This window comes from Halalkalibaculum sp. DA384, assembly GCF_043951955.1.
GTDB lineage: Bacteria > Bacteroidota > Rhodothermia > Balneolales > Balneolaceae > JAMQKA01.
On sequence record NZ_JBINJE010000006.1, the window covers coordinates 94,987 to 119,235 of the forward strand.

Here is a 24,249-nt window from a genome sequence, read left to right on the forward strand (position 1 = left end):
TCAGGGTTCAATCCATGTGCCGGTCTCGGCGCTTTTAAAAACTGCTTCTATCGCTTTCATGTTATTGACGGCATCGGTAAGGGGAGTGGGCACTTCCGTGTTTTCCAGGATGGACCGGGCAAATGCGTCGCCCTGCAGGGTATACTGGTTGCAAACCTCGAACCGGATCTCTTCGGTGCGGCCGTCCCGGGTGAGCCAGATTCGGGTGGGCACGTCCGGCGGGGCGTTAAATGGTATTTCGATCTCAATTTTACCCTCCGTTCCGTATATAGTCACTCCCTGGTCGGGTACAAGCTGCGTAGAACAGGTGAACGTGGATGTGCCGCGAGCAAATCGGAGGACGCCGGAGGCCAGCCGGTCGATTCCCATTACGGGATCAAATTCCACGCTGCCGCATATGGCCTCAGGCTCATCGTCAAAGAGAAAGCGGGCAAGTGAGATACAGTAACAGCCGATATCCATCAGACCGCCGCCGCCCATCTCCGGCTTGTTTCGAATATTTTCGGGATCGTCGTTGAAGTAGGAAAAAACAGAATTGATCGTCCGCAGCTCCCCGATATCACCTTGATCCACCAGGGCCTTTGCCTTTTCCCACTGCGGGTGAAATCGATACATAAACGCTTCCATGAGTTTCAGATCCCGGTAGGAAGCGCTTTGGTCGGCCAGCTGTTGGGCTTCATCGGCAGAGAGACCGATCGGTTTTTCGCAGAGGGTATGCTTGCCGCCTCCAGGGCTTTGAGAGTCCATGGAACATGCAGGTGATTGGGCAGGGGATTATAGATTGCGTCAACAGTTGGATCGGATAGGAGCTCCTCGTAGGAACCGTATGCCGTTGGAATGTCAAGCTGTTCAGCCACTTTTTCTGCTCGGTCAGGGGTGCGCGAGCAGATGGCGGTTACCTCACAAAGATGCCCCTGCTGCATGGCAGGAATCACTTTTTCAATCCCGATTTTTGCCGTACTCAGTATTCCAAACCGTACGCGGTCCATGATCATGATCTATCTTGTTAACACTCTTTTTAATCCTTCGGAATGAAGGTAACGGAAATTCACTAACTATGCACTGTTTATGAATATGCGTTAAAAAAAGGTTGGATATCGACAAATTTTGCGATGGATGGTCTGGCTGAAACTCTACGCCATGTATCGTATGCTGTAGTACAATGCCAGCATGCTACGAGGTTACCGGTTCGCCAATTTTTGTACTGTACGCCCGCAGAGCGATATCGGCCATCTCTTCCAGCTCAAAGGTTCCCGAATTGATTACCAGGTCATAATCGGATGCGGTGTTGACATCCCTGTTAAAGCTGAATTTAACGAACTCGTCGCGTTCGGCATCTTTTTCTTGAATGATCTTTTCCGCCTGTTGTTTCGAGATATTCTCCCGGCTGGCATACCCCTCAATTCTTTTGGCCAGGGGGGAGACCACGCGAAGATGAAAAGATAATTCGTTTTGGCAGATATATGCAGCTCCCCGGCCCACAACAATGCTTTCTCCCACTTCTTCAATTGCTTTTACAACCCGGTTGAGAGAGAGCAGGTAATTGGTATTGGTATTTTTGTCTTTCATCAAGCCCAGGAGGTTGTCTTCGACAAGTTTTCGACGGCGTTCATCCACCGATTCAAGGAACTTTTCGTTACTACCCAGCTCGTCCGAAATAGCATACAGCAGCTCGTTGTCCCAGACTTTGAAGCCAAGCCGTTCTCCCATAATATTTGCCAATGCCGCCCCGAGCGCCCCAAACTCTCGTGACACGGTTATAATCGGGTAAAATTTTTTTTGAGGCCGTTGCCGGGTTTTCCTGTTTTGATGTCTCCAGGCATTGATTTGATCCTCGATAATTTGCGTTATTTTCCTGCCCATAATAACTCGTTTTTATTTCAAAAAGTGATGATACCAGCATACCCTTGCTACTAATAGTACGTATGTAACAGGAATATGTGAAGAAAATTAAAAAAAAGAGGCTGTTTTTTGCGAACAGTAATCTTAAATGACTAACTGTTGATTTGACCGGTATGTTTTTGGGAGAATTTTTTCGGAAGGGGTTTCCCGTCATATTCACGGTTCGACATCGTACTTTGGATGCCCGCACAGACAGGGGCAGACGTTGGCCGTTGCCGGCGAAAGCGTTAAATCGCTTAACCAATATCGAATTTTAAAGTTTGCCTTATTTCATTAGTTTCCAGAATTATTTAAGCAGATGGTACAACAATTTAACAGCGACCAGAACTATAAATATTAAATATCCAAGAATGGTAATGGGTACTATGAATCTATTTACGTGTGGTGATCGTTTTCTTTTGGCTACTTTTATATGCTCCTTTCTGATGTTCTCCCAGGGATGGGCACAAGATTCCGGACAGCAAATATATCAGAATATGTGCGCCTCCTGCCATGGAGCGGAATTGCAGGGGGGTAGTGGCTCCAGCTTGGTGGATGGAGAATGGAAGTACGGCGACACCAGGAGCGACCTCCTGAACAATATTAAAGAGGGAATTGTGGAGCAGGGAATGCCCGCTTTCGGAAGTTCGCTCAGTGATGAGGAGATCAACAGCGTTATCGATTTTATCCGGGAAGTAGAGTCCGGGGAGCCGGTAGCCGCTGATGCCGTATCTGATACCCTCCAAACCCTTGATTACGATATCAGAGTCGAGACCTATGCCGACAGTCTCGAGATCCCCTGGGCTATTGATTTTATCAATGAGCGGCTTTCGGTTATTACCGAACGGCCCGGGCGGCTCCGGCTGGTTATCAACGGTACGCTGATTGACGAGCCGGTTTCCGGCACCCCTGAGGTTCTGCACGAGGGACAGGGGGGGCTGCTTGATGTAACAGCAGATCCGGACTTTACCGAAAACGGGTGGATATACCTCTCGTACAGCCACGCCATAACATCGGAGGAAGGGGACACCCTGGCAATGACCCGCGTAGTCAGGGGCCGAATCAATAACAACAGGTGGATAGACCAGCAGGTACTTTTTGAGGCTCCGCACGAGACGTACGTCAGCACGCGACATCACTACGGCAGCCGCATCGTGTTCGACGAAGAAGGGTATCTCTATTTTTCCATAGGTGACCGCGGTCAACGCCCGAATGCGCAAAACCTGTCGCTGCCGAACGGCAAAGTGCACCGAATCCATCCAGACGGCAGCATCCCGGATGACAATCCGTTTGTAAACCACGAAGGAGCCCTGCCGTCGATCTATACCTATGGTCACCGCAATCCCCAGGGGCTGGCGATCCATCCGGAAACAGACCGTATATGGGATGCTGAGCACGGACCCCGTGGCGGTGACGAGGTAAACCTGCTGCGTGCCGGCAGCAACTATGGCTGGCCGGTCATTACCTACGGCATTCATTACGACGGCCGTATTATGACTAGGGAACGGGCCAAAGAGGGGTTGAAACAGCCTGCCTACTACTGGCGACCGTCGATCGCAGTTTCAGGTATCGCTTTTTATGATAAAGAGATGTTTCCGCTGTGGAAAAACCGGCTGCTCGTCGGGGCACTGGCCTACGAGGAGGTTCGTCTTCTGAATGTAAAGAATGACCGGGTGATACATGACCAGGTTATCCTGAAGGATCACGGCCGGGTTCGGGAGGCAGTTACCGGGCCTGACGGAGCTATTTACGTTGTACTAAATGATCCCGGGAAAGTAGTCAGAATCAGTAAAGTAAAAGAGAACATTCGATAGATTGGCGGCCGTTTTAAAAAAGGAGTTGCATCCGGCGGATGCAACTCCTTTTCTTTTTTGCGAAGTGAACCTGTGATACGTGCGGGCTAATTTTGTACTCAATCGCGGTCTGGTCACCATGTTTTTTAAACCATCTCTGAACGGGAGACTGTTGGCAGGCTTTAATTGGAATAAAAACAGGAGGGCCATATTGATTTTGGATCTATCCAGCAGGAGGATCTCAGGCTGTAGTACTGTGCGGGGTTACAAAAAAGGTTGGGGGAATGCAGCCACCGTCAGGTATCTGAACGGTAAAGAGCAGCTTGATGAAAGAAAAGTAAAAAGGGGAAGAAATAAATTCCTCCCCCCTCGAAAAATTATGAGCTAATTTCTACCAGCTCGATGTCAAACTTAAGATCTTTACCAGCCAGTGGATGGTTGGCATCCAGTGTAACTTGGTTTTCCTCGACCTTGGTAATGGTCACGGGTATACTGCGCCCGTTTTCATTCTGCTTGACCTGCAGCTGAATGCCCACTTCGGGATCAACTTCATCAGGAAGCTCTTCTTTGGTTACTTCGATTTCCAGATCATCACGACGTTCACCATACGCTTCGTCAGATGGAATATCGACGGAGGTGGAATCCCCTTCTGCCATTCCAATAACAGCTTTTTCGAAACCCGGAATCAGTTGACCTTCGCCAAGAGTAAATTCCAGTGGCTCCCGTTCGCGGGAGGAGTCGAATACCGTACCATCTTCGAGAGTACCGGTATAATGAACTTTGACTTTGTCTCCTTCTTTAACTTTGGACAAAATGTACCTTTCTTTTTTTACAGTTATCTAAAATTCAATCGATAATATAACCATTATCCTTCAGAATACTTATTTTTAAAGCCAATTAATTTTTGTGGAGCTATGCATAGCAAGGGGCTTTGCCACAATTAACAACTACAATTGGAATCAGGGATTCAGTGTATCCTGTTTAACCTGGATTTTTCACCAGGGAATTTGTTCTTCAGCAAGGCAAAGGGAAAATGGCCGCACAGGCGTACCGTTGTACGTTGATCAGGTGATTTCCCCTTTAACGCAGCTGAAGGGCAAATTTCCCAGCGCCTTACATCCTGTCAAATTTAAAAGGTCGGTAACATATGATGTTAGATACTGCCTGCCATCAGGGTACATGATCTTTACACAAATTATCGTGAGGTTAGTAGGTTTCCCGGACAAGCTCGGCCTGGTGTTGAGTAGAATCCTTGTGCAGCCTGAAATCGATACTTCCCAGCACCTGGCCTTCGTCGGTAACCACTTCCACCTTCCACCTTCCGGGACTCAGCTGCTCCTTGTAGGTATATCCCCGGTAACCGCCGGAACGTCCCCCGGTAATTTCATACCCGATTTCATCGGTTACTTCCCAGCTCTCGGTATGGGGACTGTACCAGCGCCAGCGGTGATACACCGATTTCTGAAGGTCGGCCGGGGCAAATATTGAGGTGTATACGAAGAGGCTGTCTCCCTGCCGCAAATAAATTTCTGGCGCATAGGGTCTCCAGAAGACATAGTATTTCGTGTTGGGCTGGTAGGTAACCGTGAAGCGATTTTCCTCTTTCTCCACGTGCCGGGCTACAATCCCCTGTTCGAGTGCAAGTGGAACAGGAGGGATAAGGTTGAGAAAATAAAAGCTGTTGATGAGCAGATAGAGGCCGATAATAAGACCCGTAATTTTGAAACCGTTAATGTCTCTCCGGGTAGAGGGACTTCGAATGTAGATGTAAAGAATGAAAAATAGGGTAAACCCGAGGCTGGTTGCTCCAGAAACGAGAAATACAAACGTGTTCATCTCGTTCAGGACCATCGGCAAAAAGAAGGTCAGAAATGTGAAATTGACAAAAAAATAGGCTCCAAACTGGAGATATTTGTTCGAGATACGGTGTTTGAGCGACTCGTTGGCCAGAAACAGGATAACCAGAATGACAAAAAAAGCCATCGTCTTGGTCAGGGACACGCTGCGGGAATAAAAGATGACGTAGGCACTGCACAACCCCCCGAGAAAAAACTGGATCGCCAGCGGAAGGTATCTTTCATACTGCTCCAGGAACGTTCCTTTCCAGGTGCCATCATCCGCCAGGTTGAAAAGATAAAGACATACGGTTAGAGCTGTAAGATAGGTGCACAGCACAATATTGCTGTAAAGACTGTCCACGCGGCCGAGGGTCAGGGAATCCCAGATAAATCCACCGATAAAAAACAGTACCGGCAGGTATTTTTGATGACGTTCGTATGCCGCCTTTACCTTTTCTATCATATGGAAAAATAAATTTCTCGTTGCATAATTCGGGATAACAACCGACCCGTAATAAATTGAAATATTGAGACAACTGGCAAATTAATTTGGCTAGAATGCCTGTTGGATCTGTATCTTCAGCCAGGAACGATACTATTCACATAACTTGATCTATGGAACGCTCAATAGCAGATATACTTAATAGTGCGGAAACGATCGCCATCATCGGGTGTTCGACAGACCCATACCGCACCAGCCATCATATAGCCCGGTATCTTAAGGATCAGGGGTATCAGATTATTCCCGTAAATCCCGAGTATGAAGAGGTGCTCGGAGAAAAATGCTACCCGAAGCTGACAGATATTCCGAAAGAGCAGCGAATTGATGTGGTGGATATTTTTCGGAATTCAGCATACACAGCAGAAATGGTAGATACCGTAATTGATCGGGTACAGCAGACCGGGCACAAGCCGGTGGTGTGGACCCAGCTCGGCGTCTCGTCCGGGGAGGCAAAACAGAAGGCGGCATCCGCCGGACTACAGTATATTGAGGAGCGGTGCCTGATGGTAGAGCATCGTGCCGTAAGTACTGGTGCAGACCAGGATCATTAGCTTGACCGGGAAACAGAAACAGACGCTCTGTCCGCCAGTTCACAGGAAACTATTTCATATTTGTAAACTGCAGCGGAACATCGAGGTCCAGGCCTTTCAAGTGCCTGATTACAGCCTGCAGGTCGTCAATCTTTTTCCCGCTCACGCGTATTTGGTCGTCCTGTATGGCAGGCTGAACTTTCAGGTTAAGGCTTTTGATCGCTTTTACAATGGTTTTTGCGGTATCCCGGTCGATTCCCTCCCGGATCGGAATCTCCATCTTAAGGTGGCCTTTTGAAGTACCCTCAAGCGGGGAAAACTGCAGCACTTTAGGACTTATGCCACGCTTGATGGCATTTCGGGTGAGCATCTCCTTGACGGCATTCATCTTCATATTGTCGTCGGCTACCAGGCGAATGGAATGATCTTTCTTATTAAAAATGACTTCGGTGTGGAGACCCCGGAAATCGTAGCGTCCATTTACCTCTTTAAGTGTATTGTTGACAGCGTTGTCGATCTCCTGAACATCAATTTTATTTACAATATCGAACGAGGGCATACAGTGTTCCGGTTGGCATTGGTGTTTGAATATACTAACGTTGCTACCGCTGAATTTCTAATCAAGGGAGCAGTGTATTTTAAATAGAAAATGGAAGGTCATAGAGCATAAATGCGAAAGTTCGCGCTCCCGATTCCACACATTAACCATTACTAATCGGTATAAGGTAGCAAATTTCCCGAATATTAACCCGTTTCGCCAAGCACTTTTTTGCGCTCTTCTTCATGTTCTCGTATGCGCCTGCCCAACAGCCGCTCAACCAGTATCCGGTCTTCCGGTGGGATGGAAGTATTAAATTCACAAATTTTCCCGTCTTCTGTCATATAGTCGATGGTAATTACCTCTTCTGAGAACCACTCAAAAGCCAGCACCAGTTTCCATTCGATAAATTGATCCAGGATAAGGATTCCTTTTGAACGAAATTCGGGAACAATCCGAACGGTCCATCCAAAAAAGCCGAAGCCGATCAGAGACATTCCTGACGTAACGCCGATGCCGGTGAAGGGGCCAAGTGTCAGGATACCGGTGCGGTAAATGCCATATGCCACCAGCAGGGTAGCGATGAGGTTTGGGGCGACATCAATCCAGAATGATCGCTGCATATACTCTATCGCGCCTGCTCGGTTTTTCTTCACGATGAGCTTTGTCCCATTTCCGATGAAAAATCCCGTTGCCAGTGTATACAGTGCCATTGTTATATGTGATGCCGCGGATTCAGGGAAAATGCCGATCCAGTGCGCCAGAAAAAGGAGAGTAAATACGAGTACGGCACCGAGCATAGCCCGGGAAAGGTTCTGTTGATTCAGGTGTTCAAGCCGCAGGTACTGGCGATACCCGAACCAGCCGGAGATCAGCAATACGGCGGTAAGCGTTGTTACGAGTAATATCATTGAATAATTTACTTAAAATGTTGCTGAAAAATTACTTTTTGAATGGTTATCATTCAAGCTCCATTTATGGAGCTTTTCAATCAAAATTTTGAGATACATGGATCAGAAATATCAGCCGAAAGAGGTTGAAGTACGAAATTCAGAACAGGAAGTGGAAATACAATGGGCTGACGGGCACCTTTCCCGCTACCCGTTGTACGGGTTGCGCAAAAATTGTCCCTGTGTAAAGTGCAGGGGAGGTCACGGGGAGATGGGAAATTTTGAGATGTCGTACTTTTTTGTAGATCCCCCGCGAAAGGTAACGGTAGAGAATATCCGCCAGGTGGGAAATCACGCCGTGCGAATATTCTGGAGTGACGGCCACAGCGACGGTATGTACCAGTGGGAGACCCTGCGGAAGCTGTGTCCCTGCAAGCAGTGTTATTCCCGGCAGAAGTAAGATTCGGCATCCCGGAAAGTCAAGGCAAATGTCCGGGGGCGAAACAGGCAGTCTGCCATCGATCAGTTATACTCCGTAAAAATGGCTTTCAGCGTGTCGTCAAAGTTTCTTACCGGTGTCGGTTCGAACTGCCGGCCGGTTAGCTGTTCAAAGAGCTCAGCATATCGTTCAAACACCTCCCACCGGAAGTCGTCGGGAAGATCGGGCAGTGTTTGTCCTTCAAGGCCCTGGAAATCATGCTCCATCAGCCATTCCCGCAGGAACTCCTTGGAAAGCTGTTTTTGAGGTTTACCCGCTTTCAGGCGCTGTTCATACTCATCCGCATAAAAGTAGCGGGAGGAATCGGCCGTATGAACTTCATCGATCAAAGTAACCTGGCCGTTGTGCAGCCCGAATTCATACTTGGTATCTACAAGAATCAGCCCCTGCTCGGCCGCCACCTGTTGCCCTCGTTCAAAAACACGGAACGCTTTTTCGCGGATTTCCCGCCAAACATGCTCCTCAACAATTTCCTGCTCCAGAATCTCCTGTTCCGATATATCCTCATCGTGTCCCTCTTCGGCCTTGGTGGCGGGCGTCAGGATCGGTTCTTTGAATCGCTGATTTTCTGCCATGCCCTCGGGCAGCGAAACCCCACAGAGCCAGCGTTCCCCGGCGTTGTAGACCCGCCAGGCATGTCCCGTGAGGCAGGCCCGGATCACCACTTCTACCGGAACCGGGTCGCATTTTTTGGCAATTGTGACGTTGGCGTGCGGCACATCCAGCACGTGCGTATCCACCAGGTCATCTACTTTTTCAAAACCGAATGCCGACAGCTGGTTCAGGATCTGTCCCTTGTACGGTATGGCCTGCCGCATAATATGATCGAAGGCAGAAATGCGATCGCTCACCACAATGCCAAGGGTGTCGCGATCCAGTTCATACACCTCGCGCACCTTCCCGCGGTAGGGAGCGGGCAGCCCCGGTACACTGGTTTGAGTAATACAGTGTTTCAACGCTTCATCTCGATCCATGTAACTTGATATGATTGTATTGACAAAATTTAACCTGAAGGAAAATCAAAAAATATCTGCTTAATCTGAAATCCAATTCTTATTTCCGCGCAATAATTTATCGGTCGGCATGTACGATGGGAACTATTAGCGGCGGTTGCAACATTTGTATGGTAGGCTATAAAGCAAGATAAAGGCAAAATGACTGATCTTTTCCGGATACCTTATAATTTGATTCGCCCGCTGTATGAGCGGACCTCCCTGCACCGTTCGGTGGTGGAGGAAGTGGAGAACGAGCAGCTGCAAGAGGCCTATATCCGCTGTCGCGAGATGACCCGCCAGCACGCCAAGACGTTTTACATGGCTACGCGATTCCTGCCCAACAAGAAACAGCGCGGAATATTTGCGATATACGCTCTCTGCCGGTATGTGGACGATCTGGTGGATGAAGCCGAGGACCTGATTGACCGGGAAAAGGTTACATATCCGGATATCCGCAACAGAATAGACCGGTGGAAACAGAAACTGGAAGAGACCTACAACGGCAAGCGGTTTGACGACCCGATACTGCTGGCATTTTCCGACGTGCTTCGCAGCTACCAGATTCCGGTGGAACTGCCCTTTGAACTGATGGAAGGCGTCTGCATGGACCTGTATAAAAATCGTTATGAAACGTTTGAGGAGCTCTGGGATTATTCCTACAAAGTGGCTTCGACTGTGGGACTGATGACCAGCGAGGTGTTCGGTTACAGTGATGAACAGGCCCTGCAGCACGCCATCGATCTCGGTATCGCCATGCAGCTTACCAACATTTTGCGGGATGTGGGCGAAGATCTGGAGAAAAATCGGATTTACCTGCCAAAGGAGGAGCTCGACCGGTTTGGGGTAACGGAAAAAGACCTGTTTTCCCACCGCCGGACCGACGCATTCATCGAGTTGATGCAGTTCCAGATTGAGCGAACACGCAACTACTACCGAAGTACAGACAGGGGCATCGAAATGCTGGAAAAAGACAGCCGCCTGCCGGTGTATCTTGCGAGTTTCAATTACGGTCGCATCCTCGATAAAATTGAGGAGAACGGCTACAACGTGTTTGAAAAACGAGCCTACCTGAATGCAACCGAAAAAATAACCATCCTGCCTCGCGTGCTCTACCGGATGAAATATTTTTCTTCCTGATAATAGTCCTTACACATTAGATTTCGATCTTTTATATTGATTTTAAATTCCAAACAAGAGAAAGGCCTGTTACATGGAGAAACAAGTTGAGAAATGGCGGAGTCCGAGTTTAGGTAAAAATATGGAACTGCGCACCTATGGCGAGGCGGGGACTCCCGTTCTTGCGATTCCGACCCGCGGCAAGGGAGCGAAACAGTGGGAAGAGAAGGGGATGGTGGAAGCGATCTCCTTCCAGCTGGAGAACGGGTACAACCAGCTGTTTTGTATTGAATCTGCCGACGAGGAGAGCTTTTTCAACACCAGTATTTCACCGGCACAACGGATTATCCGCCAGATCCAGTATGAATCCTACATTATTGAGGAGGTCGTTCCGAAAATTGAGGAAAAAAGTGCTATCGATTTCCTGATTATAGCCGGGGTCGACATGGGAGGGTATCACGCCATCAACCTGGGCCTTAAACACCCGAAAAGTTTCGGCAAGGCGATCGGCATTAGCGGAGTCTACGACATCACACCATTCATGGACGATTACTATGATGAAAATATCTACTACAATAACCCGGTAGATTATGTCCCCAACCTGAACAATGAGAAACTGCTGGAACAGGTGCGGCAGGTCGACTTCCGGCTGGTCAGTTATGTCAACGACCCGAGAAAAGAGCTGGCATACAGGCTTGATGAAATTTTCAAGACTAAAATGATGGAGCACGAGCTGGATGTCTGGCAGATGCAGACGGACGAGGAGAAGGAGTGGGAAATATGGAAGCAGATGTTTAAAATCCACATCGTATAGAGGGATATGACCAAAATTAAAAAAGTACTGGTTGCCAATCGCGGGGAAATTGCCCTTCGCGTGATACGCACCTGTCGGGATATGGGTATCGAGACCGTTGCCGTCTATTCCGACCCGGACGCCAACACTCCTCATGTCCTGCACGCCGACGAATCGGTGCATATCGGTCCCGCCACCTCTTCGGAAAGCTACCTGGTGTTCGACAAGATTATCGATGCCGCCCGGCAGACGGGAGCCGATGCCATTCACCCGGGATACGGGTTCCTCAGTGAAAACGGGGATTTTGCAGAACGGTGCCGAAAGGAGAATCTCATTTTTATCGGTCCCGGTGCCGACTCCATCCGGCTGATGGGAGATAAAATGGCAGCCCGCGAGCTGATGAGCAGGGCGGAGGTGCCATATCCACCAGGGACAAAGGAGGCGCTCAGGGATCCCGAAGAAGCTGAAAAGATCGCTGAAGAGATCGGGTACCCTGTGCTGGTAAAAGCAGCGGCAGGCGGCGGTGGCAAAGGAATGCGCATTATTCGTGAAAAAAGCGGCTTTCGGTCCGGAATTAAGGCCGCGCGTTCGGAAGCGCGAAACGCCTTCGGGGATGATCGCGTCTATATCGAGAAATACCTGGTGGAGCCCCGGCACGTAGAGTTCCAGATTATTGCGGACGAGCAGGGGAATGTGCTGCACGTGTATGACCGCGAATGTTCGATTCAACGCCGGCATCAAAAGGTGATTGAGGAGGCGCCCTGTGCTATCCTTACGCCCGAATTGAGAGCGGAAATGGCCGAGGCGGCCATAACTGCGGCCCGTGCCTGCGACTACGTGGGGGCGGGAACGATCGAGTTCCTGGTCGACAGGGATCGCAATTTCTACTTCCTTGAGATGAATACGCGGCTGCAGGTTGAACATCCGGTAACCGAACTGACGACGGGTCTGGACCTGGTAGAGTTGCAGATACGGGTGGCGGAGGGCGAAACGCTGCCGATTAAACAGGAAGATATTACACAACAGGGACATGCCATCGAATGCCGGATTTATGCAGAAGATCCGTGCGACAACTTTTTGCCCAGCACCGGCCGGCTGACGAAACACCGCATCCCGTCGGGCCACGGAATCCGGGTGGATGCCGGGGTGGAGGAGGGACAAGAGGTAACGATCAATTACGACCCGATGATCTCAAAGCTGTGCAGCCATGGTAAAGATCGCGATGAGGCGATACGGCGGATGTTGCGGGCGCTCGAGGAATATGAGATTGCGGGATGCCGCACCACCATCCCCTTTTGTCGTTATGTGCTGAGGCATGAAGCGTTCCGGAACGCGGAGTATGACACGCACTTTGTACCCGATCATTTTAAACCGGACAAACTGCATCAGAGTAATCGTGATTTACAATCGATTGCGGCGACATTGCTCAAACGTGCCCGGAGTGGAGAAAACGGCGGTGTGAAGGAAAATGAAGAGATGAAGCCTGCCCGTAACTCTAATTCTCACTGGTGGCAAAAACGCCGGAATATGTAGCGAGGGTGTTCGCTTAGCAGCTGCGCTGTGTTCGCCCCGGTATCGACTGCTGGTCTGTCGGGCAGACTCCCGGCGTTATTAAATTCATTTGTTTGCAACCGAGGGGAAGCGTTTTAATCAATCGCTTTTTCGAAATACAAAGTACCGATAACATGAAAACACTGGTTCGCCTGGAAGAACTCGGCATGCTGCTGCTCTCAATCGTCCTTTTCTCTACCACGGGCTATCCCTGGTGGTGGTTTTTGCTGCTCATCCTTGTACCGGATATTTCGATGATCGGCTATGGGGCGGGAACTAAAGTCGGGGCTTTCATCTACAATCTCTTTCATCACCGGGGGATCGCGGTTTTGATATACCTGGTGGGCTACTATCTTATTGATTCGACCACGCAGATGATCGGCATTATCCTGTTTGCCCACTCCTCGATGGATCGCATGCTGGGATACGGACTTAAACATGCTGACTCCTTCAAGCACACCCACCTGGGATGGATTGGCAACAAAAATGGTTCAGAATAGTTAGATTTGCTCCAGGTCCGTTCCGGGTCAACGCTGATTGTTATTGTCTCCGCTCATAATCTCGAACTCCAAAATACCCTGTTTTGTCACAGAAGAACCAGGATCTTTTCGACCAGCTCAAAAAGCTTGATACCGAACAGCGGAATCCCGCCACCCGCGGCATCGACCTGGCTGATGCGCATGAAATTGCCCGGCTTATCAATGAGGAGGACAAAAAGGTAGCTTTCCAGGTGGAAAAAAAGCTGGATCGTATTGCCGAGGCGATTGAAATGGTTAAAGAATCGCTACAGGAAGGGGGGCGGTTGATCTACGCGGGAGCCGGCACCAGCGGACGGCTGGGCGTGCTCGATGCCGCAGAATGTCCACCCACATTTGGTTCAGATCCCGAACAGGTCGTGGGGCTGATCGCAGGTGGCCGGGAGGCGATGTTTGTGGCACAGGAGGGGGCCGAGGATTATGAATCCAACGGCGCCGAGGCGGTGGAGCAGATCGAACTGGATCCGCCTGATATCCTTTGTGGACTGGCGGCCAGCGGGCGCACCCCGTATGTGCACGGGGCGGTAAAGGAGGCACGTAATCGGGGATGCAAAACCATTTTTGTGACTACCGTACCCCCCGGTCAGTTTAACCTGCAGGTGGATCTGCTTATTGACGTACCGGTTGGTCCTGAAGTAATAATGGGCAGTACCCGTATGAAAAGTGCGACCGCCCAAAAAATGGTTCTCAACATGATTACCACCGGTGTAATGATACGCCAGGGTAAAGTATATGAAAATGTGATGGTCGACCTGATGTTGACCAACAATAAGCTGCGCGAGCGGGCCAAGCGCATCATTATGAATTTTACTGACCTGAACTACCCCCAGGCCGCCCAAAAGCTGGAAGAGGCCGGTGGACATGTCAAAACTGCGCTGCTTATGGCCCTTGGCGACCTGTCCGCCGACAGCGCCCGGAAACTCCTTGAAAAACATGACGGTTTTATACGGAAAGCGTTTCTGAGCTTAAAAGATAACCGGCAGTGATATGCGCACTTTTTGGAGTGGTATTAACTGGATCTGGTGGACCGTGTGTTTCGTCACTTTTTTTGTGCTGGTCACCATCACGTTTATACTCACCTTCCCTTTTGACCGGCACCGCCAGCTGCCCAATCGTATGTTAAAGGGACTTGCGTTTTGTTTGCTCAAAGTGGTTCCAGGCTGGAAAATTACGATTAAAGGCACTTCAAATTATGAACCGGGAATACCGACCGTGTTTGTTGCCAATCATCAAAGTTTCCTGGATATGCCGTTAACCTATCTGCTGCCGTGGACCATGAAATGGGTCTCCAAAAAAAGCCTGTTCAAGATTCCCTTTCTCGGGTGGATTATTACGATGACGGGCCATTTAGGTATTGACCGCAAGAGCCTGAAATCCGTTAAATTGCTGGACGAGCTGGTAGAGCCGATTCAGTCGGGTATTCCCGCCATGTTCTTTCCGGAGGGGACGCGCACTGAAACGGGCGAGATCGGTCAGTTTAAAGATGGAGCTTTTACGCTGGCCCGCCGATATAATTTTAGAATACAGCCGCTCGTTTTGGAAGGGGGATACCAGGCGATGCCTGTGGGAACATGGAAATTCAACTTTAAACAGCGTTTCTCGGTATCGGTGCTGGAGCCGGTGAACCCCAATGATTTTGATACGGTTAAAGATCTGAGAGAACATGTCCACACCCGGTTGATCAACGAATTAAACGCGCTTAGAAGCGATCCAGACTCATAAACTACCGTATTAACGGAGAGATATTATTGTTTCAAAAGATAACAGACATACTGCATCGTCAGCCCTACCGTATCAAAATTATGGGTACTATCATTGTGGCCGAAGTGTTGATGATAGCGTTATTTCTTTTCTGGCCCGTTGAGCAAAAGAGCGGCGGTACTTACCAGGATTTTGAGCCGATTGACGACGCCATTGCTATTGAAGATGTACAGATAACCACGCAACGGAGCTCGCCACCGCCACCGCCCACTCCCCAGGTGCCGGTACCGGTGCCGAACGATCAGATTATTGAGGAGGAACCGATTGTGGTTGAAGAGTTGAATCGCCAAAATCTGCCCAACCCCATCGAGGAAATTGGAACTGGTCCCGGAGGAGAAGGAGACCAGGTGGCCGCCAACCCGGAGCAATCGCCCAGCCTGGTGCGTATCGTGGAACCCACCGTGCCTGAAGAAGCCAAAAAGGCGGATATAAAGGCGGAGATTTGGGTTAGCTTCCTGGTAAATACGGAAGGCAATGTGGAAGAGGCGTCAATATCCAGGATTAAGCTATATGACAAAAAAGGTGATTCCTTCGAGATCGTAAACAGCATAAATTATGGATTGACCGAGGCCACTCTGGAAGCTGCTTTGAAGTGGAAGTTCAGGCCGGCAAAGAACAACGGGGAACCGGTAAAGGCTTTTACGGAGCATATCTTTTCATTCGGCTTTTAACAGGTAAATCGTTAACAGCCAGGAGAGATCAAGAGAAATTTCTTTTGATTAAACTGCCACATTCCTCTATATTTGCGCACTTCCTTGGAGAGGTGCCGGAGCGGTCGAACGGGCTCGCCTGGAAAGCGAGTGTGCCCTCACGGGTACCGAGGGTTCGAATCCCTCCCTCTCCGCTGTATGTTCAAGCACTTGTCAGGCAAAGTTTATATTGGTTTGCCTGACGAAGTTGTTCTTTTGATGCCGTACGCAGTTCAGCTTTCCTTTCATGCGTACAGGAGCGAACCGGCTTCCAATAAGAGGATTTTACAGAACCTCAATTCCTCGCTCTGGCGCAGCTATACTTCCGTTTAGCCCGAATTTCTCACCAGGAAATTTGTTCTTCAGCAAGGCAAAGGGGAAATGGCCGCGCAGGCGTACCGTTGTACCTTAAGCAGGTAATTTCCCTTTAACGCAGCTGAAGGGCAAATCTCGCAGCGCTTTATACCCTGTCAACTAAAAAGCTCGGTAACATATGATGTTAGATACTGCCTGCCATCAGGGTACATATATTTATGCATACATTATTGTAAGGTAATATGGGCTGGGTCAACAAGGTCGGTGGCACAACCACTTCCCAGCAAAACAGGAGGCTCTGCATGGGTCCCAAATAAATAAATAAATATTGAAAAGGGAAGTTCCTTCGGTCGATGCCATTTCCCCGCGACCAGCTGTATGAATATTAATCCGATCTAACGTTTGTTTCCATTTTACAATAGCCGCTGTATGCACCGCTCCAATCTGAGCTTCAGTTGGTTGTCATACCTATCCTGGATTCGAGATAATTCTCAACCAGAATGCCTGTTTCAGTTTCGTATATGTCCGATATCAGTCAGATGTATCTGCGGAGAATGCCCGAGCGGATAAGATTGATTATACATTGTTAATATTTTTACCAGTATAGTGACCTAAAAGACTGTTTTGCAAGGATATACCCATAAGGATTCAGTATTTATTGAAAATAAAATATACCTTTTGAATAAATTTTATGTTGATTCTTGACAAAATATGTCATTAGTTTCCACCGGTTTAACAGGGGTGCAACAAAATCACCATTCTATATATTTAACGATCACACGGTTATGAAGTCGCTATATATTACAGTTCTATTTTTTGCTCTTACTCTTACGGCATGCGAGCAGCCCAACAGTCCTGATTTCAAGGTCGACCAAAAGGTACAGGCGCCTTTAATGTCAGAGAAGACTTACCAGTTTATGGGAAGCAGCGACGCCCTGATTGATACGACAGATCCTGATTTTGAATCTCTTTTTTCAACGGATAATGACGGATTCATCCGGTTGTCGAAGGAAGAGGATTTCGATTTTGGCGAACTCGACGGGGCAATTCCTGAAATTGATGTCGATCCTACCTCGGTGAACGCAAGCGTGGGCGAAATTGCGCTGAATAATTTTTCTTCATCGTCAGGCAATCTCGGGAGTGCCGGTTTCCAATCAGTAACCGGGTTGGACCCCGCGCTTTTTGGTCCCCCAACCACCATACCGGGAGGCTCTGAAACGGTGGAAATTGATATTTCGACCGATTATCTGCAGAGCGCCACAATAAAAGGGAATACAGGCAGCATCACCATTGATGTCACCAACGAGCTTGGATTTACCATTGACGATATCACCCTTCGGTTAATATCGGGAGGAAGTCCAGACGTGACTCTCGGCACCGATCAAATGGGGGCGGGTGAGCAGCTGGAAGACGGGAACTCACGCTCATTTCAGATCAACTTCTCGGATGGAGATGTTCTGCAGAATTTAAAAGCTGAAGTAGATGTAAGCTGGAACAGCCAGCCGATGGAGGATGACCCGGATGAGCTGATCGTGAGCCAGCTGGAGGGACAAAATGTTGTTGCCTCGCAGGTCGAAGCGGCAATAAAAGCCCAGGGATTTTCAACCAGCGGGTCAGTGGCCATTGACGATGCGAATTTTCGATTTGAAGATCCCACCCACTACATCCAGATAGCAACGGGAGAGCTGCAGATAGACCAGATTGTAAACGATATCGATCTGGGAATAGAACCGCTGATCATCTCATTTCCAGGGATACGGCGGGCGCCCTATAATCCCGGAGACAGCGTAACCGTTCAGTTTGACCAAATACCGCGATCCGGTTCCGGCACGGCCCCGGACGAAAGTATTGACCTTTCGGATGTACGGATCTTTGCCGAGGATAATAAGCTGGTGTATAACATCAAGGGGGCGACGGAAAACACCCAGGACGGTTCCGGAGATATCCGCACGATCAATGAATCTGATCAGATGGGAGCGACAGTCGGAATCAACAACCTGGCAATAGACGAGGCCTTTGGAGTGGTTGTACCGCGCAACGTGATCGTGAATGACGATGACCCCTCCAACGGGACCGATGTGGTTGACCTGTTTAACGACAATGAGGCGCAAACTATTACCATCGATGCGCTTGAAGATCTTTCAGATCAGCTGGATGGAATTGAGTTCACCAACCCAGAAATGAGTATCCGGTATTTTACCAATATCGGGATTCCGGCCACTATCTATGCCAGTATCGTCGGGGTGGATGCAGGGGGTAATCGCGTCTACCTGAAGGGATCGCAGGGCGGACCTCACTATGTGAATTCCACGACCGCAGATAACCTGGATGAACTGAATGCGAACGGCAGCAAGCTTGACAGCAATCAGTTGATTAAGTTTACCATTAGTCCCTCGCAGGATCCAGCCACGCCCCAGTTTGTTAGTTTTGACAAATCTAACTCCAACGTCGATGAATTTTTAAATAACCTGCCCTCAGATATTCGTCTTGTCAGCGTGGCGACCGTCAACGAGTCGCTGCAGGAGGGTACCATCACCGACCCGGTTGAGTTTGATCCCTCGATGAGCGTGGATATTCCGCTCGACCTGTCGGCTAATTCTGCCAGCTACCGTGACACGGTTGAAGTGGACCTGGGAGACCTGCCGGATCCCGAGCAGGACGATCAGCGCCTAACGGAAGGAACGATACATATCGACTACACCAACGGCCTGCCACTTGGAACTACGTTGAACCTGGTGCTGCTTGACGCCGACGGCAACGAGGTGACCCGCATTCCCTCATCTTCGCAAGATCCCCTGACCATTGGCTCTGCTACCGTCGATAGTGGTTCGGGATTTGTTACTGAGGCTAATGCCGGCAATTTGAGTATCTCGCTGGAACAGGATCAGCTCAACCTGTTAAATCAAACAACCGACATGGAGTTCCTGATCGGGTTAAACACCGATCAAAACAGGAGTTCTGTACGCCTCAGGGCGGAGGATACCATATCCGTAAAAATAAGTTTAAGTGGCTCTGTTGAATCAACCGTTAACTAGAAAATGAAATTCAATACAATGAAACGCTATACCCAAAAAATTGCCCTTTTTATTGGCTTGTTAACGGTTGCTGCCGGTTCGGTTCAGGCGCAATCCAGGCACGTTTCAGCGACCAGTCTCGGACTCGGCGGCGGCGGAACAGCATACCTGAACGGGTACCACGCTAATTTTGTCAACCCCGCAAACCTCATGCTTCAGAACAACACGGAAAATAACTTTACCGTGGGACTGCTGGGGGGGATCAGCACATCGGGCGGCGGTGGATTGGCCAATATCTCGGTATACAATAAATATTTTACGAAGGGGCTTACTGTTACAGACCAGGTTGCCGCGGATGCCCTGGACCAGTGGTTCGGTTCCGATCCTGAAAAAATGCAGACAGCCGGCCTCCAGCTGGATTTCATACCGATAGGGCTCTCAACCCGTGGAGAGCAGTGGAGTGCCAGCCTGGCACTGCGTACCCGAACGATGACCAGCGCCGGTATGAACCGGGGATTGGCCGAACTCGGAATTTACGGGCTGGATGGGGAGATCTTTTCTTCTCCCAGGCCGGTAGACCTGAGTGTGGAATCTATGACCTTTGCTGAAGTATCGGCGGGATTTTCCACAAAATTGCTTGGTATATCCAACCTGTTCGGTATATTCGAAAATATCCAGGTTTTTGCAGGCGCAGCTCCCAAACTGCTGCTCGGCATGAACTATTCCAGGATGAATCTTAATTCAACGCTCGAAATTCAGCGCCGCGATGATTATATAGACGAGCTTCGCCATGATTTTGCCTATACTGTTGAAACAACGGGTGAGGTGACCGAACAACTTAATAATTACTATAATGACCGTCAGAATTCATCGCAAAATCCCGAGCTGGGAGATTATGTTGAGCCCGCCGCTTCCGATTTCTACGAAATTAAAGGCACCGGATTTGGACTTGATCTCGGCGTGACGGCCCAGATGGATGTTGAAGTTCCGATTATCGGAGCTGTTTCATCAGGGGCTGAGCGACTTCGCGTCGGACTTTCACTTACCGACCTGGGTTCGGTCTCGTTCGATAATCAGTTCGGACGGTTCGCTGCAGATGACCTGCTGGTGTGGAATGGGTTTGAGATCGACCAGGAACGCATAGACAACGAGTTTAACGGGGATGAAGGCGAATACTACAACCATGTGCTGGCCGACAGCATCGGGTCGGATATATATGGCGGTTTTGCGCCAACCGGAGTTGCGAGCATTACTAAATCCCTGCCCTCCATGCTGAATTTTGGGGCCCAGCTCACGATGAACAAGCTCAGCTTGTCGATGGATCTCGGCACCGGTTTTGTCGATCGGGGAATTAACAGCAAACGCGCTTCCATGACGGCCGGTATCGAATATCGGCTGCTCGGTTTCTTGCCGCTCCGTGTGGGAATGCGAACGGGAGGATACTCCTCCACCTCGTACTCTGCCGGCATAGGTCTGGCCTTCAACAGTTTTGAGTTTAATGTAGCTGCCTCTTCTGTACCCAACTCCATGTCGAATGGAACCAATCTCGGGGCAGCCTGGAGTGGGCTGGTCTTTCGCTTTTAATGATCATAATCTCCTGCTATCCTATGGAATAGGGCTTTGCAAATCCCTCAATCTCGTTAAAAGGGAGTAGTGCTCCCGTTTAAAAGGTCAACAAGGTCGGTGGTTCAACCACCTCCAAAAAAAATAGCAGGTTCTGCAAAGGTCCCTGTAAAATTATCGTTATGGACTTTACACCCCGGGATTCCACTGCCCGGGGTTGTATTATGCTGTCACGTTTTACAGGCTATAGTTAGCCCGCATTTTCCACAAGTATTTCTGTTAAAATCCTGTAACTCAATGGCATGCATATGATTATACCATATTCAAATATAACATAATGCTAACAGGAGTAACATGCTGTGAAATCCGGTTAGAGCCGTAGAATTGACGCCGGCTGGCAGCAAAATTGATTCTTTCCCGGCATCCTGGACCGAGGGCTAACCTCGGGTTTATCATAAATAATTTGCAGGTCACGGACGTTTTTCCGTTTATACCTATATCGCTATGGTGGTGACAGGAGCTTTCTTAACCCTGAGCACCGCTTCAGTCCGACATATCTCCCTAATGTATAAACGTAGCTTAATATGCTGATAGCCGCTCCAGCCCTTGCTCTCGCATCCATATTAATGGCTTACCTGTTGATTCGTTCTGTATTAAGGTGGGGCGCCAAAAGAGTAATAAAATCGAGGGTGGATACAGAACTTCAGCAAATGTTTTACTGGTTTTGGGACGGAACCCCGGAAGATCGGCTATACGCCTGGTACAAGGTACGGACGGTGTTAAAACAGCGGCAGGACAGGGAGGCAAAAAATAAAGTAGCCGAAGTAGAACGAAAAATTATGAGCTTTGATAAAACCAGCATGCACGGGAACCTTTCGGTAGATGAGAAAGGACAGCTGATCATACATAGCGGCGACTACCTGGTCCGGTAAAAAGAACCGGCTGGAACAGGGCTCACAATGGCAAAGATACTGGGAGTGTATCCGTTCCAGGGCAATTCTATTTGGCAATGAGTTTCCATCCGTTTATATTTTTTCCCTTTTCCGTGAGTAAACAAAATTTTCGAACGCAAGATATTTTTACTGTGACAAACCAAACAGCATATGTTAGCGATTTTGTAAATCTGCTTGATCCCGGGCTAAATCAAATTTTTAATATGTCGGAGGAGGAAGCCGAAGAGCTGGTGGCCTCCGGCAATGCTGAAAAGGTTAGAAATATTGACGGCCAGTACGCCATCGTGACGAAAGTGGAAGACCAGGTATTCCTGGCGCGGTCTATTGGTCGCCCGATGCGATACTTTCTGGCCAAGCAGGAATCCGGTCCGTTGCTGATTGTAGCTGAACGCATTGATGAAATTTATGGATATCTGGAGGAGCAGGACATGGAGGAGCAGTTTCATCCCTCATATACGCGAATGGTGCCCGCCCACTACCTTGTGCGGCTGGATATCGTCGGCTGCCCGGATCCGAGTCCGACGTACAAGCGCTATTTTAAACCGGAACAGAACAGCCTGAATGAAGACCTTGACGAAATAGGACGAGCCTACATCGGGGCGTTGGCTGATGAATGCCAGAAATGGCTTCGGGGTATTCCCGAAGATGAACCGGTGGGGGTGCTTTTTTCCGGTGGAATTGACAGCGGTTCCGTTTTCGTGGTACTGCACCACTTGATGCTGGAGATGGGACTCTCGCCGCAACGTCTCAAGGCGTTCACCCTGTCGGTTGATGGCGGAGCCGATGTAAAGCAGGCCCACTCTTTTCTTGATGAGCTGGATATGTCGCTGTTCCTGGAAGTAATGGATGTTGAAAAGTCAGAAATCGATTTCAGGGAGGCGATTGAGGTTATAGAAGATTACAAACCACTGGACGTCCAGGCGGCCGCGATGACGCTGGCTCTCTGCAGGAAGATTCGCCAGCGATATCCGGACTGGAAATTCCTGGCCGACGGTGATGGAGGAGATGAAAATCTCAAAGACTACCCGATAGATGCCAACGACGAGCTCACCATCCGAAGCGTACTCAGCAACCCGCTTCTCTATCACGAGGGATGGGGCGTTGATAAAATAAAGCATTCGTTAACCTATTCCGGTGGACAGAGCCGGGGACACGTACGTACCTACGCCCCGGAGCGTAAGTACAACTTTGAGGGATTCAGCCCCTACTCGCTCCCCAATGTGATCGAGGTTTCTGAGGGTATTCCATTTATACAGCTCACCAACTGGGATGAGCAGGAGCTCTACGCGCTGAAAGGAGAGATTGTGCAGCGGGGAATAAAACAGGTTACCGGGGTCGATATGCCGGTCTTCCCCAAACGGCGGTTTCAGCACGGGGCGGTGACCGATGAACTATTTGAGGAGCTGTTCCCTGAACATGAGACAGAATATAGATCATATTTTTCCTCGCTTTATGCCCGGTAGTGCCCAGATTGAGCAGCTGCGTCCCCCGAAAAATCCGGTCGATCCCTCTGTTCCTTATCAATTTCTGCATGAGCGGGAACCCGATGAGGGTGGAACCATTCGTGAGGTCAACACCATCTTCCTTACCAACCGGGAGTGCCCGTTTCGGTGCCTGATGTGCGACCTTTGGAAAAATACCCTCGATGAGGCCACGCCCGTGGGAGCCGTGCCCCGCCAGATCCAGTACGCGCTTGAACGGTTACCAGAGGCGTCGGTGGTGAAACTCTACAACAGCGGCAATTTTTTTGATACAAAGGCCGTGCCGCCGGATGATTACGAAGCGGTCGCTGATCTGCTTTCAGGTTATGACCGGGTAATCGTCGAAAATCATCCCAAACTCTGCGGTTCGCACTGTGTCGCATTCAGCGAACTCCTGGAGGGTGAACTCGAAATTGCCATCGGACTGGAAACGATTCACCCGGAAGTGCTGCCAAAGCTGAATAAACAGTTTACCCGGCAAGATTTCGTAGAGGCTTCTTCTTTTTTACGAAGCAACGCTATCTCGATACGCACCTTTCTGCTGTTGAATCCCCCGTATCTTGCGGGCAGGTACGAAGGTATTGAATGGACGCTGAAATCCGCCCGGTTCGCTTACGAGCAAGGGGCCAGGTGCAGCTCCATAATTCCCACTCGTCCGGGAAACGGAATCATGGAAAAACTGCGGGAAGAGGGAGTCTACGTTCCGCCAACCCTGGGAGCGCTGGAAGAGGCTGTTGAACGGGCAATGGAGTCGGTCGGGGGACGAATTTTCGCCGATCTCTGGGATCTTCAACAATTTGCCTCCTGTTCCCGTTGTTTTGAAGAACGGGAGGAGCGTCTCCGTGAGATGAATTTGAAACAACAGGTGTTGCCGGCTGTTTCATGTGAATGTGAATATTGATATAGAATACGGGGCCTTTCTACACCAGGAAGGAGGAACCAATGCCGGGGATCCTGTCCGATGACCGGAGACAGTAACATCCGCCTGTAAGGATATGTAATTGATTCAGA

The 24,249-nt window shown here is 49.4% G+C and carries 23 protein-coding genes and 1 tRNA gene; 16 read left to right on the forward strand and 8 right to left on the reverse strand.

Features of this window, described 5'->3' with window-relative positions:
* The 3 genes from ACG2E4_RS05655 to ACG2E4_RS05665 all read right to left on the reverse strand — a co-directional run bounded on the left by ACG2E4_RS05655 (position 1) and on the right by ACG2E4_RS05665 (position 1,863).
* Complete coding sequence (locus ACG2E4_RS05655; protein WP_395275951.1) at positions 1-747, reverse strand: Gfo/Idh/MocA family protein; 747 nt, start codon at positions 745-747, stop codon at positions 1-3.
* Complete coding sequence (locus tag ACG2E4_RS05660; RefSeq protein ID WP_395275952.1) at positions 633-989, reverse strand: Gfo/Idh/MocA family protein; 357 nt, start codon at positions 987-989, stop codon at positions 633-635. Before ACG2E4_RS05660 ends, ACG2E4_RS05655 begins: the two co-directional genes overlap by 115 nt.
* Positions 990-1,173: 184 nt before the next feature.
* Positions 1,174-1,863: an AAA family ATPase gene (locus tag ACG2E4_RS05665; protein WP_395259934.1), complete on the reverse strand. Its 690-nt coding sequence runs from the start codon at positions 1,861-1,863 to the stop codon at positions 1,174-1,176.
* Positions 1,864-2,267: 404 nt separating this feature from the next.
* Here ACG2E4_RS05665 and ACG2E4_RS05670 point away from each other — a divergent pair, with 404 nt between their 5' ends.
* Entirely contained in the window at positions 2,268-3,695 is a 1,428-nt protein-coding gene (locus ACG2E4_RS05670) for a PQQ-dependent sugar dehydrogenase (RefSeq protein WP_395259936.1), read from the forward strand.
* Between the two features lie 356 nt (positions 3,696-4,051).
* Here the strand turns inward: ACG2E4_RS05670 and ACG2E4_RS05675 are convergent, their stop codons facing one another.
* Both ACG2E4_RS05675 and ACG2E4_RS05680 read right to left on the reverse strand, forming a co-directional pair.
* Positions 4,052-4,486 (reverse strand): peptidylprolyl isomerase, encoded by a 435-nt coding sequence (locus ACG2E4_RS05675; protein ID WP_395259938.1) that lies wholly within the window; start codon positions 4,484-4,486, stop codon positions 4,052-4,054.
* A gap of 394 nt (positions 4,487-4,880) precedes the next feature.
* The gene (locus ACG2E4_RS05680; RefSeq protein ID WP_395259939.1) at positions 4,881-5,975 is read right to left on the reverse strand and encodes a DUF2914 domain-containing protein; all 1,095 of its coding nucleotides are present in this window, start codon (positions 5,973-5,975) and stop codon (positions 4,881-4,883) included.
* Positions 5,976-6,127: 152 nt separating this feature from the next.
* Here ACG2E4_RS05680 and ACG2E4_RS05685 point away from each other — a divergent pair, with 152 nt between their 5' ends.
* Positions 6,128-6,565 carry a CoA-binding protein gene (locus ACG2E4_RS05685; protein WP_395259940.1) on the forward strand — a complete coding sequence of 146 codons (438 nt, stop codon included), beginning with the start codon at positions 6,128-6,130 and terminating at the stop codon, positions 6,563-6,565.
* Positions 6,566-6,614: 49 nt separating this feature from the next.
* On the opposite strand, the gene ACG2E4_RS05690 is transcribed toward ACG2E4_RS05685, so the two are convergent.
* Together ACG2E4_RS05690 and ACG2E4_RS05695 are read right to left on the reverse strand one after the other, a co-directional pair.
* On the reverse strand, positions 6,615-7,103 hold the full coding sequence (locus ACG2E4_RS05690; protein ID WP_395259942.1) for a YajQ family cyclic di-GMP-binding protein: 489 nt from the start codon (positions 7,101-7,103) through the stop codon (positions 6,615-6,617).
* A gap of 185 nt (positions 7,104-7,288) precedes the next feature.
* Positions 7,289-7,993, reverse strand: coding sequence for a hypothetical protein (locus ACG2E4_RS05695; protein ID WP_395259943.1), 705 nt, complete (start codon positions 7,991-7,993; stop codon positions 7,289-7,291).
* 97 nt (positions 7,994-8,090) lie between these two features.
* Here ACG2E4_RS05695 and ACG2E4_RS05700 point away from each other — a divergent pair, with 97 nt between their 5' ends.
* Positions 8,091-8,432, forward strand: coding sequence for a gamma-butyrobetaine hydroxylase-like domain-containing protein (locus ACG2E4_RS05700; RefSeq protein WP_395259944.1), 342 nt, complete (start codon positions 8,091-8,093; stop codon positions 8,430-8,432).
* Between the two features lie 62 nt (positions 8,433-8,494).
* Here ACG2E4_RS05700 and ACG2E4_RS05705 read toward each other — a convergent pair whose 3' ends face one another.
* A complete protein-coding gene (locus ACG2E4_RS05705) occupies positions 8,495-9,445 on the reverse strand; it encodes a phosphoribosylaminoimidazolesuccinocarboxamide synthase (protein ID WP_395275953.1) in 951 nt (316 codons plus the stop codon).
* Between the two features lie 180 nt (positions 9,446-9,625).
* Here ACG2E4_RS05705 and ACG2E4_RS05710 point away from each other — a divergent pair, with 180 nt between their 5' ends.
* The 13 genes from ACG2E4_RS05710 (at position 9,626) to ACG2E4_RS05770 (ending at position 24,139) form a co-directional block, all read left to right on the forward strand.
* Positions 9,626-10,603: a phytoene/squalene synthase family protein gene (locus tag ACG2E4_RS05710; RefSeq protein WP_395275955.1), complete on the forward strand. Its 978-nt coding sequence runs from the start codon at positions 9,626-9,628 to the stop codon at positions 10,601-10,603.
* Between the two features lie 73 nt (positions 10,604-10,676).
* The gene (locus ACG2E4_RS05715) at positions 10,677-11,396 is read left to right on the forward strand and encodes an esterase family protein (protein WP_395259950.1); all 720 of its coding nucleotides are present in this window, start codon (positions 10,677-10,679) and stop codon (positions 11,394-11,396) included.
* 6 nt (positions 11,397-11,402) lie between these two features.
* Positions 11,403-12,908, forward strand: coding sequence for an acetyl-CoA carboxylase biotin carboxylase subunit (gene accC, locus ACG2E4_RS05720; protein ID WP_395275956.1), 1,506 nt, complete (start codon positions 11,403-11,405; stop codon positions 12,906-12,908).
* A 152-nt stretch (positions 12,909-13,060) separates the two neighbouring features.
* Positions 13,061-13,426, forward strand: a complete 366-nt coding sequence (locus tag ACG2E4_RS05725; protein ID WP_395259955.1) for a DUF4260 domain-containing protein — start codon at positions 13,061-13,063, stop codon at positions 13,424-13,426.
* A gap of 83 nt (positions 13,427-13,509) precedes the next feature.
* Entirely contained in the window at positions 13,510-14,448 is a 939-nt protein-coding gene (murQ, locus tag ACG2E4_RS05730; RefSeq protein WP_395259956.1) for an N-acetylmuramic acid 6-phosphate etherase, read from the forward strand.
* Position 14,449: 1 nt separating this feature from the next.
* A complete protein-coding gene (locus tag ACG2E4_RS05735; protein ID WP_395259959.1) occupies positions 14,450-15,184 on the forward strand; it encodes a lysophospholipid acyltransferase family protein in 735 nt (244 codons plus the stop codon).
* An 80-nt stretch (positions 15,185-15,264) separates the two neighbouring features.
* Positions 15,265-15,894 carry an energy transducer TonB gene (locus ACG2E4_RS05740; RefSeq protein WP_395259962.1) on the forward strand — a complete coding sequence of 210 codons (630 nt, stop codon included), beginning with the start codon at positions 15,265-15,267 and terminating at the stop codon, positions 15,892-15,894.
* 86 nt (positions 15,895-15,980) lie between these two features.
* Positions 15,981-16,067, forward strand: a tRNA-Ser gene (locus ACG2E4_RS05745).
* A gap of 945 nt (positions 16,068-17,012) precedes the next feature.
* The gene (locus tag ACG2E4_RS05750; RefSeq protein ID WP_395275958.1) at positions 17,013-19,262 is read left to right on the forward strand and encodes a hypothetical protein; all 2,250 of its coding nucleotides are present in this window, start codon (positions 17,013-17,015) and stop codon (positions 19,260-19,262) included.
* Positions 19,263-19,265: 3 nt separating this feature from the next.
* Positions 19,266-20,825 carry a DUF5723 family protein gene (locus tag ACG2E4_RS05755; protein WP_395275959.1) on the forward strand — a complete coding sequence of 520 codons (1,560 nt, stop codon included), beginning with the start codon at positions 19,266-19,268 and terminating at the stop codon, positions 20,823-20,825.
* A 689-nt stretch (positions 20,826-21,514) separates the two neighbouring features.
* Positions 21,515-21,736, forward strand: coding sequence for a hypothetical protein (locus tag ACG2E4_RS05760; protein WP_395275960.1), 222 nt, complete (start codon positions 21,515-21,517; stop codon positions 21,734-21,736).
* A 152-nt stretch (positions 21,737-21,888) separates the two neighbouring features.
* Positions 21,889-23,220, forward strand: a complete 1,332-nt coding sequence (locus ACG2E4_RS05765; RefSeq protein ID WP_395275961.1) for an asparagine synthase-related protein — start codon at positions 21,889-21,891, stop codon at positions 23,218-23,220.
* Positions 23,174-24,139 (forward strand): radical SAM protein, encoded by a 966-nt coding sequence (locus tag ACG2E4_RS05770; RefSeq protein ID WP_395259974.1) that lies wholly within the window; start codon positions 23,174-23,176, stop codon positions 24,137-24,139. The genes ACG2E4_RS05765 and ACG2E4_RS05770 overlap by 47 nt, the downstream gene beginning before the upstream one ends.
* Positions 24,140-24,249 lie beyond the last annotated feature (110 nt).

Bases quoted from the DNA above. Each gene is read 5' to 3' on its own strand.
- accC (WP_395275956.1), top strand. From the start codon at position 11,403: ATGACCAAAATTAAAAAAGTACTGGTTGCCAATCGCGGGGAAATTGCC.
- ACG2E4_RS05655 (WP_395275951.1), bottom strand. From the start codon at position 747: ATGGACTCTCAAAGCCCTGGAGGCGGCAAGCATACCCTCTGCGAAAAA.
- ACG2E4_RS05710 (WP_395275955.1), top strand. From the start codon at position 9,626: ATGACTGATCTTTTCCGGATACCTTATAATTTGATTCGCCCGCTGTAT.
- ACG2E4_RS05685 (WP_395259940.1), top strand. From the start codon at position 6,128: ATGGAACGCTCAATAGCAGATATACTTAATAGTGCGGAAACGATCGCC.
- ACG2E4_RS05725 (WP_395259955.1), top strand. From the start codon at position 13,061: ATGAAAACACTGGTTCGCCTGGAAGAACTCGGCATGCTGCTGCTCTCA.
- ACG2E4_RS05665 (WP_395259934.1), bottom strand. From the start codon at position 1,863: ATGGGCAGGAAAATAACGCAAATTATCGAGGATCAAATCAATGCCTGG.
- ACG2E4_RS05755 (WP_395275959.1), top strand. From the start codon at position 19,266: ATGAAATTCAATACAATGAAACGCTATACCCAAAAAATTGCCCTTTTT.
- ACG2E4_RS05740 (WP_395259962.1), top strand. From the start codon at position 15,265: ATGGGTACTATCATTGTGGCCGAAGTGTTGATGATAGCGTTATTTCTT.
- ACG2E4_RS05660 (WP_395275952.1), bottom strand. From the start codon at position 989: ATGGACCGCGTACGGTTTGGAATACTGAGTACGGCAAAAATCGGGATT.
- ACG2E4_RS05695 (WP_395259943.1), bottom strand. From the start codon at position 7,993: ATGATATTACTCGTAACAACGCTTACCGCCGTATTGCTGATCTCCGGC.
- ACG2E4_RS05770 (WP_395259974.1), top strand. From the start codon at position 23,174: ATGAGACAGAATATAGATCATATTTTTCCTCGCTTTATGCCCGGTAGT.
- ACG2E4_RS05750 (WP_395275958.1), top strand. From the start codon at position 17,013: ATGAAGTCGCTATATATTACAGTTCTATTTTTTGCTCTTACTCTTACG.
- ACG2E4_RS05760 (WP_395275960.1), top strand. From the start codon at position 21,515: ATGTTTTACTGGTTTTGGGACGGAACCCCGGAAGATCGGCTATACGCC.
- ACG2E4_RS05680 (WP_395259939.1), bottom strand. From the start codon at position 5,975: ATGATAGAAAAGGTAAAGGCGGCATACGAACGTCATCAAAAATACCTG.
- ACG2E4_RS05690 (WP_395259942.1), bottom strand. From the start codon at position 7,103: ATGCCCTCGTTCGATATTGTAAATAAAATTGATGTTCAGGAGATCGAC.
- ACG2E4_RS05735 (WP_395259959.1), top strand. From the start codon at position 14,450: ATGCGCACTTTTTGGAGTGGTATTAACTGGATCTGGTGGACCGTGTGT.
- ACG2E4_RS05700 (WP_395259944.1), top strand. From the start codon at position 8,091: ATGGATCAGAAATATCAGCCGAAAGAGGTTGAAGTACGAAATTCAGAA.
- ACG2E4_RS05705 (WP_395275953.1), bottom strand. From the start codon at position 9,445: ATGGATCGAGATGAAGCGTTGAAACACTGTATTACTCAAACCAGTGTA.
- ACG2E4_RS05715 (WP_395259950.1), top strand. From the start codon at position 10,677: ATGGAGAAACAAGTTGAGAAATGGCGGAGTCCGAGTTTAGGTAAAAAT.
- ACG2E4_RS05670 (WP_395259936.1), top strand. From the start codon at position 2,268: ATGAATCTATTTACGTGTGGTGATCGTTTTCTTTTGGCTACTTTTATA.